Origin of the sequence: Burkholderia sp. CpTa8-5, assembly GCF_017815045.1 — a bacterium.
Lineage (GTDB): Bacteria > Pseudomonadota > Gammaproteobacteria > Burkholderiales > Burkholderiaceae > Burkholderia > Burkholderia sola.
The window spans coordinates 1-19,529 of the sequence record NZ_JAGIQD010000021.1; the positions used below are offsets into that span (position 1 = coordinate 1).

General features: G+C 70.9%; 18 protein-coding genes. 5 read left to right on the forward strand and 13 right to left on the reverse strand.

Going from position 1 to position 19,529, the window contains the following annotated elements:
* Both J8I35_RS25790 and J8I35_RS25795 read right to left on the reverse strand, forming a co-directional pair.
* A partial coding sequence (locus J8I35_RS25790) for a hypothetical protein (RefSeq protein ID WP_209927630.1) occupies nt 1–182 on the reverse strand: 182 nt, incomplete at its 3' end.
* A gap of 19 nt (nt 183–201) precedes the next feature.
* Nucleotides 202–369 (reverse strand): DUF1427 family protein, encoded by a 168-nt coding sequence (locus J8I35_RS25795; RefSeq protein ID WP_050018059.1) that lies wholly within the window; start codon nt 367–369, stop codon nt 202–204.
* A 99-nt stretch (nt 370–468) separates the two neighbouring features.
* Between J8I35_RS25795 and J8I35_RS25800 the strand changes: the two genes are divergently transcribed.
* On the forward strand, nt 469–1,392 hold the full coding sequence (locus J8I35_RS25800) for a LysR family transcriptional regulator (protein WP_050018058.1): 924 nt from the start codon (nt 469–471) through the stop codon (nt 1,390–1,392).
* 75 nt (nt 1,393–1,467) lie between these two features.
* Here J8I35_RS25800 and J8I35_RS25805 read toward each other — a convergent pair whose 3' ends face one another.
* Nucleotides 1,468–2,154, reverse strand: a complete 687-nt coding sequence (locus tag J8I35_RS25805) for a hydrolase (protein ID WP_209927632.1) — start codon at nt 2,152–2,154, stop codon at nt 1,468–1,470.
* Nucleotides 2,155–2,431: 277 nt separating this feature from the next.
* Here J8I35_RS25805 and J8I35_RS25810 point away from each other — a divergent pair, with 277 nt between their 5' ends.
* From J8I35_RS25810 to J8I35_RS25825, 4 genes are read left to right on the forward strand one after another with little or no spacing between them, the layout of a single operon-like run.
* The gene (locus J8I35_RS25810; RefSeq protein WP_050018056.1) at nt 2,432–2,692 is read left to right on the forward strand and encodes a XapX domain-containing protein; all 261 of its coding nucleotides are present in this window, start codon (nt 2,432–2,434) and stop codon (nt 2,690–2,692) included.
* Nucleotides 2,693–2,717: 25 nt separating this feature from the next.
* A complete protein-coding gene (locus tag J8I35_RS25815; protein WP_209927634.1) occupies nt 2,718–4,298 on the forward strand; it encodes a sodium:proton antiporter in 1,581 nt (526 codons plus the stop codon).
* A gap of 48 nt (nt 4,299–4,346) precedes the next feature.
* A complete protein-coding gene (locus tag J8I35_RS25820; RefSeq protein WP_124595145.1) occupies nt 4,347–4,739 on the forward strand; it encodes an OsmC family protein in 393 nt (130 codons plus the stop codon).
* A gap of 44 nt (nt 4,740–4,783) precedes the next feature.
* Nucleotides 4,784–5,665: a pirin family protein gene (locus J8I35_RS25825; RefSeq protein ID WP_209927636.1), complete on the forward strand. Its 882-nt coding sequence runs from the start codon at nt 4,784–4,786 to the stop codon at nt 5,663–5,665.
* 43 nt (nt 5,666–5,708) lie between these two features.
* Here J8I35_RS25825 and J8I35_RS25830 read toward each other — a convergent pair whose 3' ends face one another.
* The 10 genes from J8I35_RS25830 to bcsZ all read right to left on the reverse strand — a co-directional run bounded on the left by J8I35_RS25830 (nt 5,709) and on the right by bcsZ (nt 19,529).
* A complete protein-coding gene (locus J8I35_RS25830; RefSeq protein ID WP_050018052.1) occupies nt 5,709–6,464 on the reverse strand; it encodes a hypothetical protein in 756 nt (251 codons plus the stop codon).
* A 130-nt stretch (nt 6,465–6,594) separates the two neighbouring features.
* Nucleotides 6,595–6,915, reverse strand: a complete 321-nt coding sequence (locus tag J8I35_RS25835) for a hypothetical protein (protein WP_050018051.1) — start codon at nt 6,913–6,915, stop codon at nt 6,595–6,597.
* Nucleotides 6,916–7,111: 196 nt separating this feature from the next.
* Entirely contained in the window at nt 7,112–7,309 is a 198-nt protein-coding gene (locus tag J8I35_RS25840; RefSeq protein ID WP_050018050.1) for a hypothetical protein, read from the reverse strand.
* Entirely contained in the window at nt 7,291–8,847 is a 1,557-nt protein-coding gene (gene bcsG, locus J8I35_RS25845; RefSeq protein WP_050018049.1) for a cellulose biosynthesis protein BcsG, read from the reverse strand. The genes J8I35_RS25840 and bcsG overlap by 19 nt, the downstream gene beginning before the upstream one ends.
* Before the next feature lie 27 nt (nt 8,848–8,874).
* Nucleotides 8,875–11,412, reverse strand: a complete 2,538-nt coding sequence (gene bcsA / locus J8I35_RS25850) for a UDP-forming cellulose synthase catalytic subunit (protein WP_209927638.1) — start codon at nt 11,410–11,412, stop codon at nt 8,875–8,877.
* Nucleotides 11,409–12,188, reverse strand: a complete 780-nt coding sequence (gene bcsQ / locus J8I35_RS25855) for a cellulose biosynthesis protein BcsQ (RefSeq protein WP_209927640.1) — start codon at nt 12,186–12,188, stop codon at nt 11,409–11,411. The genes bcsA and bcsQ overlap by 4 nt, the downstream gene beginning before the upstream one ends.
* Entirely contained in the window at nt 12,185–12,430 is a 246-nt protein-coding gene (locus J8I35_RS25860) for a hypothetical protein (RefSeq protein WP_209927642.1), read from the reverse strand. Before J8I35_RS25860 ends, bcsQ begins: the two co-directional genes overlap by 4 nt.
* The gene (bcsE, locus tag J8I35_RS25865; RefSeq protein ID WP_209927643.1) at nt 12,427–14,406 is read right to left on the reverse strand and encodes a cellulose biosynthesis protein BcsE; all 1,980 of its coding nucleotides are present in this window, start codon (nt 14,404–14,406) and stop codon (nt 12,427–12,429) included. The genes J8I35_RS25860 and bcsE overlap by 4 nt, the downstream gene beginning before the upstream one ends.
* Before the next feature lie 9 nt (nt 14,407–14,415).
* A complete protein-coding gene (locus J8I35_RS25870; protein WP_209927645.1) occupies nt 14,416–18,324 on the reverse strand; it encodes a cellulose synthase subunit BcsC-related outer membrane protein in 3,909 nt (1,302 codons plus the stop codon).
* Nucleotides 18,309–19,529, reverse strand: coding sequence for a cellulose synthase complex periplasmic endoglucanase BcsZ (gene bcsZ / locus J8I35_RS25875; protein WP_209927647.1), 1,221 nt, complete (start codon nt 19,527–19,529; stop codon nt 18,309–18,311). Before bcsZ ends, J8I35_RS25870 begins: the two co-directional genes overlap by 16 nt.

Consider the following 19,529-nt stretch of genomic DNA (forward strand, 5'->3'; position numbering starts at 1 on the left):
CCGCCGAGATCGACCACCTTCGTCGCGCGGCCCGCGAGCGGCATCACGTCCGCTTCGCTGCCGACCGCGACGAAGCGGCCGTCCTTGATCGCGACGGCGGTCGCGACCGGGTTCGCGCGGTCGAGCGTCGTGATGTGCCTGTTGTGCAGGATCAGATCGGGTTGAGTATCGGTTGCGCTCATTGACATCTCCTCGATGCGGTCAGAAGCCGAGCCAGTGACGAACCGGCGCGATGGCCTGCACGCCGACCAGCATGCCGGCGAGGCCCACCAACGCGATCAGCGGCGGCGCAGGCGAGCGTACCTTGATCACGCTGTACACGACGCCGATCAGCACGCCGGCGCCCAATGAAACTAGATAAGATTCCATAACGATTTCTCCCGGCCGGATTAGAATGATCCGCATCGCATCGGCCGCATGCTACGCTCCCCTCGCATCCGTTTCGCTTCCCTGCCATCCGTTCCGACCATGCAACACCTTCCTGATCTCGAGGCCTGGGCCATCTTCGCGCGCGTCGCGGAGACCGGTTCGTTCGCGAAAGCCGCCGAGCTGCTCGGCGTCTCGCAACCGACCGTGTCGAAAGCGATCGCGCGCCTCGAAAAGCGCCTCGGCGCGATGCTGCTGTACCGCACGTCGCGCAAGCTGTCGCTCACGCCGACCGGCGAACTGCTGCGCGACCGCGCGATCCGCCTGCTCGCCGACGCGGAACTGATCGAGAACGAGGCCACCGCGCAAGCGCTCGAACCGCACGGCCTCGTGCGCGTGAACGCGCCGATGTCGTTCGGGCTGCACCATCTGTCGCCGGTGCTGCCCGCGTTTCTCGAGCGCTATCCGCGCGTCGACATCGATCTCGTGCTCACCGATCACATCGTCGACATCGTATCGGGCGGCTTCGACGTCGCGATCCGCATCGCCGAGTTGAGCGATTCGACGCTGCGCTCGCGTCGCCTCTGCGCGGTGCGCCGGCCGCTCGTCGCGTCGCCCGCGTATCTCGACCGGCGCGGCCGCCCCACGCATCCGCGCGACATCGAACAGCACGTGTGCCTCACGTATACGAACCTGCCGACGCCCGAGCACTGGCGCTTCCGCCATTCGGCATCCGGCGAGGATGTCGGGGTGAACGTGCATGGTCGCATTCGCACGAACAATGCGGACGTGATCCTCCCCGCGCTCGTCGGCGGTCACGGCCTCGCGCTGCAGCCCGAGTTCCTGGTGTGGGACGAACTGCAGCGCGGCGCGCTCGAGGAAGTGATGAGCGACTGGAAGATCGCCGACATCAACGTGAACCTCGTCACGCCGCCCGGCATGCTGCGCGCCGCGCGCGTGACGGTGCTGCTCGATTTCCTCGCCGAACATTTTTCGCGCGCGCCGTGGGCGCTGCCCGCCGCCTGAACGCGTGACGGCCGACGGCACGCGATCGCTGCAGTAACCGTCGCGGCGATCGCGGCGATCGCGGCCGGCGGCCCGTTACTTCGCCGGCACGGCCGGAATCGACTCGTGCGGCGTCGCGGTACGCTGCTGCGCCTTGTGGACCATCGTGTACGCGTAGTCGATGCCCATCCCGTATGCGCCGGAATGCTCCTTGGCGATCGCAACCACGGCATCGTAGGTGTCACGGCGCGCCCAGTCGCGCTGCCATTCGAGCAGCACCTGCTGCCACGTGACCGGCACGACGCCGGCCTGCACCATGCGCTGCATCGCGAAGTCGTGCGCGGCCTGCGACGTGCCGCCCGATGCGTCGGCGACCATGTAGATCTCGTAGTCGCCTTCGAGCATCGCGCACAACGCGAACGTCGTGTTGCAGACTTCGGTCCACAGGCCCGACACGACGACCTTCTTGCGGCCGTTCGCGGCGAGCGCGTCGCGCACCTTCTGGTCGTCCCACGAGTTCATCGACGTGCGTTCGAGCGTCTTCTGGTTCGGGAACACGTCGAGCAGTTCGGGATACGTGTGGCCCGAGAAGCTCTCGCTTTCGACCGTCGTGATCGTGGTGGGGATGTTGAAGACCTTCGCGGCCTTCGCGAGCCCGACGACGTTGTTCTTCAGCGTCTGGCGATCGATCGACTGCACGCCGAACGCCATCTGTGGCTGCTGATCGATGAAGATCAGCTGGCTGTTGTGCGGCGTCAGTACCTCAAGTTTCGGGTTGCTCATGGCGGATGGGTCCTGTGAACGGAAAAAGGGGGCCCGCCTCGACCGTGAAAACGGGAGGCGCCCGGAATGCGTCGGCGCCGGATCGTCATCATCCGGGCCGACACATTTAAGCCGCAAACGCGCGGCGCGAACACCCAAGGAATGGAATCGATGCGATTCCCGAATGGGTGTCCGTTCGGGGCCGCCCGCCCTTTTTTTCTTCACGCAAACCCGATACGCTTTCAAGACTCTGACGGCGCCGTTCCGGTGCCGCTCGGCCATCACGAGGCGCACCACCATGAAACCGTATGTCCTGTCGCTGCTCGCCGGCATCCTCGCCGGCGTCATCTACGGCGCGATCGGCGTGAACTCGCCCGCGCCGCCGGTCATCGCGCTCGTCGGCCTGCTCGGCATGCTGGCCGGCGAACAGATCCTGCCCGTCGCGCGGCGCATGCTGTCCGGCCATCGTCTGAACACCGCATGGCGCGATGCGAAGTGCAGCCAGCACATGTTCGGCGCGCTGCCGGGCGGCGCCGCGAACGACCGCAAGCCTTCTTGATCCACCCCATCGCCGCCGGCCACGCATGACCAACGTCGAGCTGTTCCATTACCTGTTGCTGTTGATCTGCGGCGCGGGCGCCCTCACCTGGCTCGCCGAGCGAATCTCGATTCCGCCGGCCGTCGTGCTGCTGCTCGGCGGCTGCGTGGTCGCCGTCGCCGGCAAGCGCGTGCCCGACATGGACCCGGCGCTGCTGCTCGCGGCCGTGCTGCCGCCGCTGCTGATGTCGAGCGGGTTCTATACCGCCTGGAAGGAATTCCGGCAGGAGCTCGCCTCGATCGCGTCGCTCGCGCTCGGGGCCGTGGCGTTCACGACCGTCGCGGTCGCGCTCGCCGTGCATGCGGCGAATCCCGCGCTGCCGTGGGCCGCGTGCTTCACGCTCGGCGCGATCGTGTCGCCGCCCGACGCGGTCGCCGCGAAGGCGATCCTGCAGCGCCACCCGCTGCCCGCGCGGCTCGTCGCGGTGCTGGAAGGCGAAAGCCTCGTCAACGACGCATCGGGCCTGCTGCTGTACCAGATGGCCGTGTCGGCCGCGCTCGCCGTATCGATCACGGCGGCGAGCGCGACCGGCCTGTTCTTCTCGCTCACGCTGATCGGCATCGCGGTCGGCCTCGCGTGCGGCCATGCGATGTGCTGGGTGCTGCAGCGCCTGCGCGAGCCGATGCTCGGCATCGTCGTAACGTTCGCGATGGCATGGGGCAGCTACGGGATCGCGGAAGCCGTCCACGGCTCCGGCGTGCTGTCGGTCGTCACCTGCGGCCTCGTGCTCGGCGTGCGCCAGCATCGCGTGTTCGGCGCCGACATGCGGATCAAGGCGAAGGCGACGTGGGAAGCGATCGTGTTCGTGCTCGACGCGCTCGTGTTCATCCTGATCGGCCTCGCGCTGCACGCGATCCTCGCGGGCGTGAACCACGAAGGCGCGGTGCTGATGGCCGGCCTGCGGGTCGCGCTGCCGGCGACGGCCGCCGCAATCGGCGCGCGCATCGTGTGGGTGTTCGTCGCGATGTGGCTGCCGGGCCGCCTGCGCGTGCGGCGCGCGGGCCACGCGGCGTGGTCGTGGCGCGAAGCCGTCGTGCTCGGCTGGTCGGGCATGCGCGGCGTCGTGAGCCTCGCGGCCGCGATCGCGCTGCCGGCCAATTTCCCGGGCCGCGACCTGATCCTGTTCAGCACGTTCCTGCTGATCATCGCGACGCTCGTCGTGCAGGGCGGCACGCTCGCGCCGCTGATCCGCGTGCTGAAACTGCGCCCGGCCGCGCGCCGCACGATGTCCGAACACGCGGTGCGCGCGCACACGTTCGGCGCGGCGCTTGCCGAGCTCGCCGCGCGCGAGCAGCGCGGCGCCGGCCTCGAACGCGCATCGCTCGACCGGCTGCTGACCGAATACCGCAGCCGCGTCGCGTTCAACGAACGCGCGCACCGCGACGGCGCGGAGCCCGCGGACGTGCGCGCGCGGATGCTGCGCGTCGAGCTCGAACTCGTCGGCGTGTCGCGCGACGCGCTGCTCGGCCTGCATCGCGACGGCCGGGTCGACGACGCGGTGCTGCACCGCATAGAATCCGAACTGGATTTCGAGGAGCTGCGGCTGCAGCGCCTGCTCGAACCCTGACGTCCGGCCTGCCGGCAAGCCCGCCCCCTTTCCCCACCTGGAATTTCAATGAGCGAACTCACCGTCGAAGCGAGCATCGGCCCGGTCGATTACCTCGTCCACTTCACCGACGGCGTCCACCAGTGGCGCGCCGACGAACCCGCGTCGCTCGGCGGCGGCGATACGGCGCCGACGCCCGTCGCGCTGCTGCTGTCGAGCCTCGGCGCGTGCACCGCGATCACGCTGAAGATGGTTGCGCAACGAAAAGGCTGGCCGCTCGACGAAGTGCACGTGAAGCTCGCGCACGAATCGGGCAGCGCGGGCAGCACGATCGTGCGCCGCATCACGCTCGACGGCAACCTGACCGACGAGCAGCGTGAACGCCTGCTGCAGATCGCGAACGCGTGCCCGGTGCACAAGATCCTCACGCACCCGATCGCGATCGACACGGCGATCGCCTGAGTACCTCCCGTCGCCGCCACCGCCCCCGTCACGAGATTCCCGTCATGTCCGCCTCGATCAAGACCCTGCTCACGCCGCGCGAAAGCGACATCGGCAACCTCGTCGTGCGCCGCGTGCTGCCCGCGCGCGCCGCGCGCCTCGTCGGCCCGTTCATCTTCTTCGACGAGATGGGCCCGGCCATGCTGCCGGCCGGCCGCGGCATCGACGTGCTGCCGCATCCGCACATCGGGCTCGCGACCGTCACCTACCTGTTCGACGGCTCGCTGATGCATCACGACAGCCTCGGCTTCCGGCAGAAGATCGTGCCGGGCGACGTGAACTGGATGACGGCCGGCCGCGGCATCGTGCATTCGGAGCGCTCGCCCGACGAGGATCGGCCGCGCGAGCAGCCGGTGCACGGGATCCAGACCTGGGTCGCGCTGCCGGTCGAGCACGAAGACACCACGCCCGCGTTCGTTCACCATGCGGCCGACACGCTGCCGTCGTTCACGCGCGACGGCGTGACCGTGCGCGTGATCGCGGGCACCGCGTTCGGGCACGCGTCGCCGGTCGCCGTGTTCTCGCCGACGCTCTATGCGTATGCGGAATTCGCGCCGGGCGGGCAGCTCGCGCTCGATGCGGAGCACGACGAACGCGGCGTATATCTCGTCGACGGCGACCTCGGCATCGACGGCACGCCGCTCGCCCCCGCGACGATGGCCGTGCTCGAACCGGGCGCGACCGTCGCGCTGGCCAGCACGAACGGCGCACGCGTGATGCTGCTCGGCGGCGCGCACCTGCCGGGAGAGCGTTTCATCGAATGGAATTTCGTGTCGAGCGAACGCGCGAAGATCGATGCGGCGCGTGCCGCGTGGGCCGATCAGACATTCGGCAAGGTGCCGGGCGAAGAAAACGAATGGACGCGCCAGCCGGAACGCAGGGTATGACGCCACGCGCAACGGGCGGCCACGGCCGCCCGGCGATGCGCGCTCAGCATGGCACGAGGCCCACGACCCCGCCACCCGACTGCGTACACCAGCGCTGTTCCTGCCGAGGCTGCGCCTGCGCTTGCGGCGGCGAGTACGGCACGGCCCTCGCCATGGCAAGCGCGTTGGCCAACGCTTTGGACTCTACCTGCCGCTGTTGCTCGATCGACGCGCGCTGCGCGTCGTCCGCCTGCTTCGTCAGCGCAACCAGCCTCGCATACCGGGGATCGCGCGCGTCCTGGAATGGCGGCAGCGGCGGCGGCACCGGCACGGCAGGCGCGGTGCCTCGGTAGCGGGGGATCGACATCTTCGAGGTCTTCCCCCAGATCGCCGCCTCGCCGATATCCCACATCGCCACCCGCATCTCGAGCGCGTGTTCATAGCCGCGATCGACCTCGGCCGTCGTGGGCGTGCCCGTCGGCGCGGGAAGCGGCTGCAGCGACGGCGGCAGCGGCTGCAGCGACGGATGGACGAGCCGCACCCAGCTCACGGCGGCCACCGAGTATTGATACAGGACGCGCTGGTAAGCGTCGAGTATTCTGGCGCGACTGTCGGGCGTGGAGGCCTGGGCGCTCGACACCAGCGCGATGAACGACGTCAGCGTCTGGGTATAGCGTGCGCCGTCTTCCTTCTGCGCCGCCACGCGTTCCGGCTGCGGGCCGGACGATGCGTTCAACATCCCTGCGCACCCCGACAGCGCGGCGACCATGGCCGCGCACAGCCCTGCCGTTCGAAACGCGATCCGAATGTGATACGACATGGCAGCCCCCAACCGATACGAGACAAACACCCAATGAATCTGCGGTGACCGGCACCGGCAGCTGCGACGCGGATCGCCGGACCGCCCTGGCGACGGCGCCGGTCAGAGCCCGACCGTACGACCTTTACGTTCAAGAGAACGGGCCACCCTGACGCGGCTGCCCCTTGCGATTGCAAACCGGCGGGTTCGTCATGCCGAAAGACAGCAGATTGCCGCCGTTGATCGTGCACGCGAACTCCTTGCCGTCCCTGGCTTTCAGGTTGACGTAGGTATTCGTCCCTTCGGTGCGGCGATTGACGATGACGAGTTCATCGGGCGAGTACCCCAGCGTGCCGGCCGTACTGGACTTGATCTTGTCGTCGGTCAGCATGTTGGTGCTGCCGGCGATACCCGCGCAGCCGGACACCAGCAATACCGTCAGCCCGACGAGAATAGCGCTTGCCGAACGCATAAACCCTCCATTATTTGACTTTTATCGCCCGTTTATCGAATAAACATACGCGCTGCTCGCGCGGCTATTCGATGGAATAGCCGAAACAGCCTGGAACGTATGCCCGATGGACTGCGCCAAATGATATAGATCGGTCTAGTCTCGTGTCAACCACGCCTGATTAAAATCGGGGATCTCCCGCCGGGCCGCTGTTCCTTCAGGCCTTCAATCCCATCAGCTTCGCGAGCGTCGGCCAGCGATCGAGCGACGCGTCGAACGCGCGACGCGCCTGTTCGTCGACGTAGCGCTCGGGGTCGAGCGCGGGCAGATGCCGCGCGAGGCCGATCACGTCGTTCGGTTGCGACAGGCGATCGTCGTCGCCTTCGCCGGAAATCGTCACTGTTCGTCGATCCATACGCCGTCCGGAGTTTTCACCGCGTAACCCGCGGCCGTCTGCATCGTCACCGTGCCCTCGTTCTCGCCGATCATCCGCGTGCGCGGCAAATCGGCCGCGTATTGCGCGAGCGTCGCGCCCGGCTTGAACGGGCTGTTCGACACGAGATTCGACAGCAACTGCGCGAGCGCGAGGAAACTGGTCGGCTGGTCGATCACGGTCGTCGCGCCGTGGTTGCCCGTGAAGCCGACGAGCCGCACGCCGACCGGCCCGTGCACGATGCGCGGCGTCGGAATCTCGCGCAGCCCCGCGACCTGGTTCTTGTCGCCGCGCAACGCGGCGCCGTGCTCGGGCACGAACACGATCACCGCACGGCGGCCCGATTGCGCGATCAGGTCGGCGAGACGGTCGAAGTCGGTCATCATTTTCGTCGCGCGCTGCGGGTACGAGTCGATGCTCGTCAGCGCGCTGCCGACGACACGGTTGCCGTCGTGCAGGCTGATCGTGTTGTAGTACAGCGCGACCGGCCCCGGCACCGCCGCGCGCTGCGCGTACCAGTTCGCGAGCGTCGAGTAGTCGTCCTTGATCGCCGAGCCGTCGAACGCATGCATCGCGACCGGCGCGGCCGCGTTCGAGATCATCGGCGCATCGGCCACGCCGATGTTGTCGTGGATCACCTGCAGGAAATTGTCGAAATGGCCGTCGTGGTTCAGCAGCGACTGCACCGTGTAGCCGGCGCCCGCCAGTTGCGAGAACAGATGGCACTGCTGCGGCGCGCTCTTGTACAGGTCGGCATGCGCTTCCTGCCCGCAGCTCGCGCGCAGCACGCGGATCGCCGCCGGGCCGCTGTAGCTCGCGGCCGTGCTGAAGTTCGTGAACAGGTAGTCGAAGTGGCTCAGCATCGGATGGTTGCGCACCTTCGCCGCATCGAGGTCGTCCCACGATAGCGAGCAGATGTGCAGCACGATCACGTCGAACTGCGCGGCCGGATCGCTGCCGAGATGGCCGAACGCGACCTGCCGCTGCGACTCCTGCGCGCGGAACGTCGCGAGCGCCGCGTTGTGATCCTCAGGCTGGTCGACGCGCGTGGCGCCCGCCGCGTTCGCCTGCGGCTGCGCCGGCGCGGCGACGCGCGCCATCAGCCCGCTGCCGGCCTGCCACAGCGGCATCACGATCAGCACGGCCACCACGAACGTCGCGACGCGCAGCCAGCGATTGACGATGAAATAGACGATCAGCACGCCGACGATCGTCAGCGCCAGCACGGGCGGCAGCAGCCGCGGCAACAGCTCCATCCAGTAGTCGAGACGGAACGTGCTGACCTCGCGCGCGGCCTCCGCGAGACGGGCGAGCGGCGGCGCATGCAGCTCGCGCGCGAGCAGCGGCACCGCGATCGCGATCGCCACGACCTGCCGGACGATGCGCCACGCGCGCGACCGGATCGGCGCGCTCGCCACGAGCGCCACCGCGAACGCGAGGTTCGCGAGCCAGAACGGCTGCAGGCGCCCGGTCGCGAACAGCGCGAACTTCAGGATGAAATACAGATTCCAGAACGTCATCTAACCCACTCCATGATGCGCGCCGCGTCAGTCGCGCGCGCGATCGAGTTTCGGCGCGAGCATGGCCTGCACGCCGCGCGCCGCACCCTTCCACATTCGTACATAACCGTCCAGCCCGATCCGCAGCACTTCCTTGAGCCCGCCGAGCGGCGTGTCGGGCCGCGCGCTTTCGTGCCAGTCGAGCCACGCATCCGCGCGGCCGAACGTGCATTGCACGAGCTGGCGCTCCTGCTCGAGCGTCAGTTCCTCGAAGCTCACGCCGACATGGGTCGGCGTCGCACGGGTCACGCGCACCGGGAACGGAAACGCGCGGTCGCCCCGCGTCACGCACACCGTCAGCGTGTCGCCGACGGCGAGCGGCAGCCCCGGCACCGCTTCGAGCCCGAGGCCGCCGGTCGAGTAGTCGCTCGTGAAGCACGCGGCGGTCGAGCCGTCGGCGAGCAGCAGCATCGCCGGCACGCGCATCGCGATCCGATGCGTGACGCGCACCTGCTTGGTCTCGCGCGCGACGGCCAGCGCCGCGCCGAGCATCGCGAGGTTGTAGACGGTCCAGCCGAGCGTGATCAGGATCGTCGACGCCTCGTCGCCCTGGTCGGCCACGAGCCGCCACAGGCCGGCGACGATCGCGAGCACGTTCAGCGCGAACAGCACGAGATACGGTTTCGACGTCGACCAGTCGACGTAGCCTTCGTCGATCTTGCCGCCCTTGTCGGTCACGTTGAACTTGCCGTGCTTCGGGCTGAAGAACGCGACGGTGGTCGGCAGCGCGATGTACCACGCGAGCACCGATTCGTAGACCTCGGCCCAGAACGAATGACGGTAGCGCCCCTGCATCCGCGAGTTCGCGACGTTCGCGAGCACGAGATACGGGATCACGTAGCTCGCGAGCGCGAACGACGACGCGTTGATGAAGTACAGGTGGAAGAACAGGTACGCGAGCGGGATCGTCAGGAATACCAGCCGCGGAATCCCGTAGAAGAAATGCAGCATCGCGTTGCCGTAGCAGATCCGCTGGATGAAGCCGAGCCCGCGCCCGAGGAACGGGTTGTCGATCCGGAAGATCTGCGCCATCCCGCGCGCCCAGCGCGTGCGCTGCTTCACGTGGCCGGCGAGGCTTTCGGTCGCGAGGCCGGCCGCCTGCACGGTCGGCAGGTACGCCGACGTATAGCCGCGCCGATGCAGCTTGAGCGCGGTGTGCGCGTCCTCGGTCACGGTCTCGACCGCGACGCCGCCCACCTCCTCCAGCGCGCTGCGCTTGAGCACCGCGCACGATCCGCAGAAGAACGTCGCGTTCCACAGGTCGTTGCCCGACTGCACGAGACCGTAGAACAGGTTGCCCTCGTTCGGGACCTCGCGGAACGTGCCGAGATTGCGCTCGAACGGATCGGGCGAGAAGAAATGGTGCGGCGTCTGCACGAGCGCGCATTTCGGGTCGCGCAGGAACACGCCCATCGTCGTCTGCAGGAACGAGCGCGTCGGCACGTGATCGCAGTCGAAGATCGCGATGTAGTCGCCATGCGTCTTCGGCAGCGCGCGGTTGATGTTGCCGGCCTTCGCGTGCAGGTTGTCGTCGCGCGTCAGGTAGTCGATGCCGGCCTCGGCCGCGAATGCCGCGAACTCGGGGCGCCGGCCGTCGTCGAGCAGGTACACGCGCAGCTTCGCGCTCGGCCAGTCGATGCTCTGCGCGGCGAACACGGTTGGCTTCACGACCGACAGCGGCTCGTTGTAGGTCGGGATATAAACGTCGACGGTCGGCCAGGTGTCCGGATCGTCGGGCAGCGGCACGATCGGCCGGTCGAGCGGCCACGCGGTCTGCACGAAGCCGAGCAGCAGGATCATCCACGTATAGGCTTCGGCGCCGTACAGCAGGTAGCCGGCGACGGCCTCGACCGGGCTGCGGAAGTCGAGCGTCTGCGTCGTGCGCCACCACACGTAGCGCAGCGTGGCCAGCAGCGCGAGCGACGCGAGCGCGAGGGTCGGCAGATGGCCCGGCAGGCGGCGCAGCGCGAGCGCGAGCACCGCGACGATCGCGAAGAACGCGAACTGCGCGCCGGGCATCAGCGGCGACATCCCGGCCGCGGCCCACAGCACCGCGCCGGCGACGAGCAGCAGCGGCGCGAGCCAGCGGTGCCGGCCGACGCCGTTTGCGCGCGCATCGAGCCAGCCGCCCCAGCGCCCCCACGGCAGGCGCTCGAGCAGCGCATTGAGGCGTCGGCCGACCGCACGGCCGGCCACGTAGACGGGCACGACGAACGTATCGAACCACGCGAGCGGATCGCGCGCGGACCGGCCGTCGGCCGCACGCGGCGCGCGCACGATCGCGCGCCACAGCCATTCGCGCACGCTGAGCGGCTGCAGCACGCCCCAGTCGTACGCGAGCCGCAGGAACGCGACGCGCACCCAGCGGCGCACATGATCGGGGCGGCCGGGCGGCGGTGCGTGGAAGAACAGCCGCACGAACCAGTCCACCCGCGTGCGTTCCGCCGGCAGCCCGATGCCGCGCGCGCACCAGTCGGCCGCGCGACGGCCGAACGCGCGCAGTCGCGACGCGAGCGCGGCCTTCATCGCACGGCTCCCACGCGGCCGGCGACGGCCGCCGTCAGCCACGTGTCGACCCAGTTCGCGACGCCGTTCAGGTCGTGCGACGCCTGCGAATACGGCGCATCGTCGAAGATCCAGCTGCCGCGCGCGAGCGCTTCAGGCATCGCCGCGTCGACGTGGATGCGCTGCTCGAGCATCGACGCCGGCCCCGCGACCGCGCGCAGCATCGCCAGCGCGTCGCGCTGCATGTCGCGCGCCGGGTTCAGCCGGTTCACGACGATCTGCAGTTCGCCGCGGCCGGCCCGCAGCGCGCCGAGCCGCGCGGCCGTCGTCGCGCACGCGACCGGCTCCGGCGGCACGACGACGAGCGTCAGGTCCGCGCGGCGAATCGCCTGCTCGGCCTGCGGCGACGGATAGCGCGCGGTGTCGACCAGCACGACGCCGTCGGCCGGCAGCGCGATCTCGTCGAGCGCGCGCGACAGCCAGGCCGGATCGGCAGCGAGCCGCGCATCGCACGCGGCGGCGCCGGCCGCATCGACCTGCCCGTACGGCACGAACAGCACGCCGTCGGCGTTGCGCCACGTGTGCGCGTGCCACGGTTCGGCGCCGCCGAGCAGGCCGTGCGCGAGACCGTGTTCGGCCAGCGTATCGAGGCCGAGCGTCGCGCCCATCAGGTTCTGTGCATCGAATTCGACGGCGACGACCGGCCGGCCGCGGCGCGCGAGCAGCACCGCGAGCGCGGCGGCCAGCGTCGTGCGGCCCGCGCCGCCCGTCGTCGACGTGAGGGCGATCGTCTTCATCGTGCCGCCTCGCTGTCGCGTTCGTGGCGTTCGTGGCGTTCGTCGGCCTCTTCGCCGCCGACATCCGGCAGCAGGCGGCCGCGCAGCGCGACCGGCACGAGCTCGCACGGCACCGCGTCGCGCCGGTCGATGCCGCGCGGCGCGTGGAAGCCGCGGCCGATGCCGAGGTGCTGCGCGACGATCCACACCGGCACCGCAATCGCGATACCGACGATGAAGCCGATGACGAGTTCGGCGATCATGCGTCCTCCTGCTTGCGCAGCGGCATCGCGCTGCGGACGGCGCCGCGCGTACGCGCGGCGGGAATGACGGGTTGCGGCGGCGACGCGTCGACGGCGTCGATGGCGCCGGACGCGGATGCCTGCGGCACGCCGATCGCGTCGAGCGCGACGACGGTATCGATCGCCTCGATCGCGTCGCTCACCTCGCTCGCGTCGGGCAACGCCGTGCCCGGACCAGCGGGCGCAGGCGCTGCGCGCGCGGCGGCGGCCGGTTGCGTCGCCGCGAACAGGTCGCTGTAGTCGGCGATCGGCGCGCGCCGGTTCTCGGCCTTCAGCGCGTCGAGCTCGGTGTCGATGCTGCCCTGGCCGAGGCACACGACGCGATCGGACAGCGTATCGACCGGCACGTCGAAGATCCGCGCGAGCGCGTCTTCGGCGTCCACTGGCTCGCAAGCGAACAGGAACACGAACAGATGCCCTGCATCGGCCGTCACGACGTCGCCCGCGCGGCGCGGCCGGCAGTGCCGCAGCGCGTCGACGTGCGACACGCCCGGCAGCAGCGTGAGCTTCGCGAGCGTGTGCGGCAGCGCGAGCACCGCGCCGCGGTCGAGCACCGCGCGAATCCGCAGGCAGAACGCGCCGACCGGCAGATAGCCGAGCACCGAATCGCCGAGCGCGGCCGCGAGCGCCGCGCGATAGTCGGCCGCGACGGGCCGCGCGTAGAGCTGGCCGTGCAGCGCGTGCACGGCCGCCTGCATCCGCGAGACGGGCAGGTCGCGTGCGACGACCCGGTTCGCGCCGACGCTCAGCACGAGCACCTCGAACTGCTGACGCAGCACCTCGCCGCGCTCGACGACCGCGATCTTCAGCGCGCCGCCGCACTGCCGGCGCAGTGCGTGCACGTCCGCGCACAGCGCTTCGAGCTGCGCATGCGAGCGGAACACGAGCACCGCGGTCGCGGCCTGCGCGTTCGCGCACGCGGCGACGACGGCCGCGTTGTCGTCGACGATCTCCCAGCCGTCCGGCACGCGGCTCGCGCCGTCGAGCACCGCGCGGCTGACCACCACGCGATCCTCGTCGCTCGCGAGCTTCATCCGGCGCGCCGGCTCGGTCGCGCCGCCATCGACGCTCGCCGACAGCCGGCCGCCCGGCGCAAAGCGCAGCGGGCGCACCTCGCCGGCCGCGAGCGTGTCGCCCGCGCGCCAGAAATCGACGACCCACAGCAGCTCGCCGTGCGTGCGCTGCAACTGCGCGACGCCCGAGCAGATCCCGTGGAAGCCGCTGCGCGGCGTACGATCCGCGTCGCGCACGAGCGGCGCATCGTCGGCGCGCGCGTCGTCGCCCGCCCGGGTCGCTTCGGGGTCGAGCAGCAGCACGAGCGCGATCCTGCGCGTGCGGCACCAGTCGGCCAGCGCGTGCGCTTCATCCACGAGCGCGACCGGATCGTCCCAGCTGAACCAGCGCTGCGCACCTTCGACGAAATACAGCGAACGGGCATGCAGCCCGTAGCGCTTCATCGCGCGCAAGCCGCCGGTCAGCCGCGCGAACGGGCCCGGCGCCGCGCCGCGCGGCGCAGCGGCGATCACACCGGCGTCGGCACCGGCGTCGGCCGGCTCGGCCGCCGGCGGCATCGCCAGCACGTTCAGGTTGCGCGGCCAGCCGGCCGGCTGCGCGCCGCCCGCGAAGCCGAGCGATGCCATTTGCGCGGCGACGCGCGCCGGATCGCGCGCGAGCACGATCGTGACGTCGCGCGTGCGCGCCTGGCGCGCGCTTTCCCACACCAGCGCGTCGCATCCCGGCGTGCCGCCGGCCGCGTAGATCGCGTAAAGACCGCCGGCCTCCAGTTGCGTCCAGGTATCGGGCAGGCCGTCGATCGCGAGCCGGCTCAATGCGCCGGCGCGGCCGCGCGCCGACCCCACACGCAGCAGCGCGCGCAGGCGATCGACCAGGCTGACAGCGCCGGACGCGGAGCGGGTGGCATCGAATTCCGTATTCACGGCAGTCCCCTAGTAATCCGAATAAAGCCGCACGGGCGTCGGCGTCACGAGCCAGTTGCGCGGCGCGCGCGCATCGAACGCATAGCGCAGGTACACGAGCGCCGAGCTCGGCGCATAGTCGTGCGACCGGTCGATCTGCAACTGCGCACCGACGCTCAGGTGCGGGTTCACGCGATACTCGACGATGCCGTTCACGCCGTACGAGAACGACACGCCGCGCGTCGAACTGCCCGCGTACACGAACCCGGCCGCGACCTGCGCGGCGCGCTGGCCGGAGAGCGTCGGGTAATACAGCGAATCCTTCTCGTAGCTGTTGGAGATCCCGCCGGTGACGGTCAGGTCCCACGACAGCGCATCGTGCCGCCCGGCCCATTCGATCGGCACGCCGAGCGACAGATAGCGCTGCGGGCTGTAGTAACCGCCCTGCCCGTACGTGTAGTAGCGCAGGTTCTGCGCGTAGTGCCACGCATTGCCGACGAGCCCGGTGCTGACCTTCATCGTCGCGCGCTCGTAGACGGGCACCGTGAAGCCGGTGCGCAGCGTGACTTCCGCATTGCGTTCGACGTTGCGGCCCGACAGCACGCCCGCGCCGAGTTCCGCGAACAGGTTCGTGCGGCCGACGTCGACCGACGCGCGCAGGTTCACGCCGTCGCGGCGCACGCCGCCCCACACCGCGCCGGTCCACGGGTCGCGCATCCCCGCGTACGACAGCACGCTGCTCGTTTCCGGCCGCCGCGACGCGTTCACCGAGAAGCTCGCGGGGCCCGCGTCGAAGCGGTAGCGCACGCCGCCGACCAGGTAATGCACCGGGAAGCCGAGCGGCGACGTGCCGAGATCGAAGCGCCATGCATCGGACAGGTAACCGGCGCCGAGCGCGACGCCCGTGGTCGACTGGTGCAGCGAGCCCGACGGATTCGCGAGCAGCGCGGCGGCCTGCGGATTCGGCTGGAACGGCGGCGGCAGCCCGTTCGGCGCCCTGAGCCCCGCATACGTGCCGAACGTCTTCAGCGAATACGCGTTCGGGTCGCTCGTATCGAGCGTACCCGGGTCGAGGTGCACGGTGTCGATCTGCGCGAACATGTGCCCGTCGTAGCGGATCGGCATCTGCATGTAGATCGGCACCTGCTGCGCGCGATACGACGAAATGCCTTCATCGCCCGACTTGTACGCGGGTATCCAGCCGGTCTCGATCTCGGGATTGCGTCGCTGTGCGAGGTCCGCGAACGCGGCCTGTGCGGGCGTGAGCCCGTCGCGGCCCGGGCTCACGCCCGTCGCGCGCTCCTGCGACTGCGACAGCCGGTACAGCGACGCCGCATCGTCGTAGCGGCCTTGCGCCTCGGCCACGCGCCCGGCCGCGACCGTCACGTCGGCGCGCGCCGGATACGCGGCCTGCAGCCGGTCGGTCACCTGCGCGGCTTCGTCCGGGCGGCGCAGCGCGTTCAGGCGGCGCACCGCCGACAATTGCGTGTCGACATCGTCGTCCGGCGTGCGCGCCAGCACGGCCTGCACGCGCTCGCGTGCGGCGGCCCGGTTGCCGCTGTCCTCGTCGATCCGGGCGAGCGCGAGCTGCGTATCGGCATCGTCCGGCGTACGCGCGACGACCGGCGCGAGCGCGTCGCGCGCCGCGTCGTAATGGCCCTGCGCGCGTTCGAGATCGGCGCGTTCGAGCGCGTAACGCTTGTCCGCGCGGCCGGCCGGGCTCGCGCGATCGAGCAGCGTGCGCGCCCGTGCATAGTCCTGTCGTGCGATCGCGTCGTCGGTCTGCCGCAGCACGAGCCGCAGCGACTGGTCCTCTAGTCGCGCCGTCTGCGCGGGCGTCAGCGACGGGCCGCGACGCAGCATGTCGAGCCACGCGGCGAGCGCCTCGTCGCGCCCCGCGCTGCCGAGCAGGTCGCCGTAGCGCAAGCGCACGTCCGCGTCGGCTTCGCGCGGATGCGCGGCGATCCAGTCGCGCAGCGGCGCGAGGCCGCGCTCCGGTTCGCCCGCGTCGATCCACTGGGCGCCGATCGCCGCGAGCATGTCGGGATCGTCCGGCGCGCTCGCCTGCGCGTGCGCGAGCGTGGCGGCAAAGGCCGCGCGGTCGCCGCGTGCATGCGCGCTTCGTGCGTCGGCCAGCGCGCTTTGCGCATCGAGCTTGCGCGCCAGCGCGCGCATCCCGTCCGACCGGTGCGCATCGTCGACCGGCGCCAGCGCCGCCTGCGCGCCCGCGACATCGTCGATCGAGTTGCGGTACAGCGCGCTCGCGTAGCGCATCTCGGGCGTGTCGCTGCGCGCGAGCCCGTCGTCCATCACCGTGCGGCCGAGCTGCGGCAGCCCCATGTCGCGATAGAGGCGCGCGAGCGCGAAGCGCGTCCACGGCGCGTCGGGCGCCGCGCGCACGGCCGCCTCGTAGCGTTGCGCGGCCGGCCCGCGCGCGCCCTTGTCGGCCAGCGCACGCGCTTCGTTCGCGAGCACGTCGCCGCGCAGGCCGTCGAGCGTACGGCGATCGTCGGCGCCCGTCACGCGCCCTTGCAGCGCGTCGAGCAGCGGGCCGATCCGGTCCGCGCGGCCGGTGTTTTCATACAGCGTGGCCGTGTCGCGCACGGCCGACACGCTCGGCGAACGCGCGGCCAGCAAGCCGCGCAGCAACGGCTCCGCCTGCGCCCAGTCGCGCTGCGCGAGCAGCGCATCGGCGAGCTGCAGCTTCGCGTCGGGGTTGTCGGGCTGCATCGCGAGCGCCGCACGCGCGGCGCGCTCGGCATCCTGCGCTCGCCCGGCGCTGGCCGCTTCGCGGCCTTGCGCGAGCAGCCCCCAGAACTGCGCGGTCCGCGCGAGGCCCTGCCATTTGCCGCGCTGGTCGGTCGCACGCGCCGCGGCCCGCGCGAACAGCGCGCGCGCTTCGTCGTGCCGCCCTTCGCGCAGACGCAGCAGGCCGAGCCCGCCCAGTGCATCGGCGTCGTCCGAGCGCGCCCGCGCGGCGCGCGCGAGCAGCGGATCGGCGGCGGCCAGGTCGCCGCGCGCGAGCGCCTGCAGCCCGCGCTGCTGCGCGATGTAGTCGGGATCGCGTTCGAGCCGGCGCTGCGCGTCGCGCTGCCGGTCGAGGCCGGCAGCGCGATCGCGGAATTCGGTGTCGTCCGGCGCGAGCGCGAGATACGCATGCAGCGCATCGAGATACGCGGGATCGCTGCCGGCCGACTGCAGCACGCGCCGCCACAGCGCCATCGCTTCCGTATGGTCCGCGTCGGCGCGCTTCGCGAGCGACGACGCGATCCGGTTCGCTTCCGCGCGCGTGTCGTCGCGCTGGTTCAACAGCCGCGCGAGCGCGACCGACGCGCTCGTGTCCCGCGGATCGGCGGCGATCGCGCGGCGCAGCGCGGCGATCGCCGGCTCCCGCCCGCCCGGCGCGTTCGACACGATCTGGTAATACTCGGCGCCGAGCGCGCCCGACGGCGCGCCGTTCGGAAACAGCGCGACGATGCGCCGGGCCGCCTCGTCGGCGCGGCCGCTGCGCGCGAGCAGTCGAATCTGCGCCATCTCGCCGCGCCCGCTCGTCGCGACGCGGTATTCGTCGGCCACCCGCCGCGTGGCAGGCGCATTCGGCGATTGCGCCTGCAGCCGCGCGAGCGACGCCTGCGCGCCTTTCGCGTCGCCGAGCCGCAGCAGCACGCGCACCTGTTCGGCCAGCAGTTCGGGGTCGCCCGGCGCGATCAGCAGGCCCTTGCGCAACGCATCGCTGGCGAGATCGTCGCGATGCTTGGTGCCCCACATCCGCGCGGTGTCGAGCTCGCGCCGCGCATCGGCGGCGGCCGAGGTCGCCGGTGTCGCGGGGTTCGCGATCGCCGTGCCCGTCGCAGCGCCCGGCGCCGCCGCGCACACCGACGACGCGAGCCACGCGAATCCCGCGACGTGCGGCGCGGCGCGCTTCAGCGGGCGGCGCACGGACGGCCTCCCCAGCGGGTGTCGAGCGTGCCGTCCGCCCCGAACCGGTAACGGCCGTCGCGCCAGCCGAGGCCGAACAGCGTCAGCACGCTCGTGTAATAGCCAGGCGCCGACTGGCGCGCGAGCGTATCGACGCGGGCCGCCTGTGCCTCCGCGAGCGCATGCTGGCCGCGCGCGTCGAGAAACGGCACGGCCGCCGCGGAGAAACCGCCGTTGCCGTCGTTCGGCCCCGCGACGCCCGTCGTCGTATCGACCTTCTCCGGCGGCGCGCCATGCGCGGCGATATGGTCGGCGAACGGCGCGAACTTCGCGAGCAGCGGCGCGGCGAGCGGATCGGCGCGGTCGAGCGTGCCGGCCCACAGGTACACGCGGATCGCGTTGTACGCACTCTCCGCGTGCGTGTCGGGATCGGGCCCGAAGCCCTTGCCCGCGCGATACAGCGCCCAGTCGGGCGAGAAGCCCTTCGGCGCGGTGTCGAGCAGCACGCGAGCGGTGCTGGAGGCGAGCGCGGCCCAGCGCCGGTCGTCGGGCAGCCGCGCGCCGAGCGCGCGAATCACCTGCGGCGGCGAATAGCTCGGATTCACGCGCCATTGGCCGTTCGCGAGCTTGAACCCGGTCGGCCCCGGCAGCAGCGTGAGGCCGAGGCCCGGCACGGTCGCCGTCTCGTCGTCGAGCACGCGCTTCGCGAGCAGCGCACCGCGCGCCGTATAGCTGCGCTCGCGCCACAGCCGCCCGGCCTCGACGAGCGCATACGCGATCCACAGGTCGGCGTCCGACGCCGCGTTCGCGTCGAGCACGCGCCACGCACCGTCGGGCGCACGGCCCCACAGCCACGCGGGCAGGTGCGCGCTCAGGTCGCCCTGCGCGAGGTTGTTCTCGGTCCATGCGAGGATCGTGTCGAACATGCGCCGGTCGTTCGCGACCAGCGCGAAGAACAGTCCATACGCCTGCCCCTCCGATACCGTGCGCGAATCGGCCGAGCCGACGTCGATCACGCGGCCGTCGGCCGAGATGAAATCGCGCTTGAACGCGTCCCAGCGCGGCCACGCCGCGCCGCATCCCGCGCCCGCCGCATCGGCCGGCGCGGCGTGCGCGCGCGTGGCCATGCCGGCCGCCGCGCACGTCACCGCAACCGCCAGCGCGAGCATCGCGCCGACACGCCGCGCCGGCTGCGTTGCCCGTCGCTTCGTCATTGCCCGCGCCAT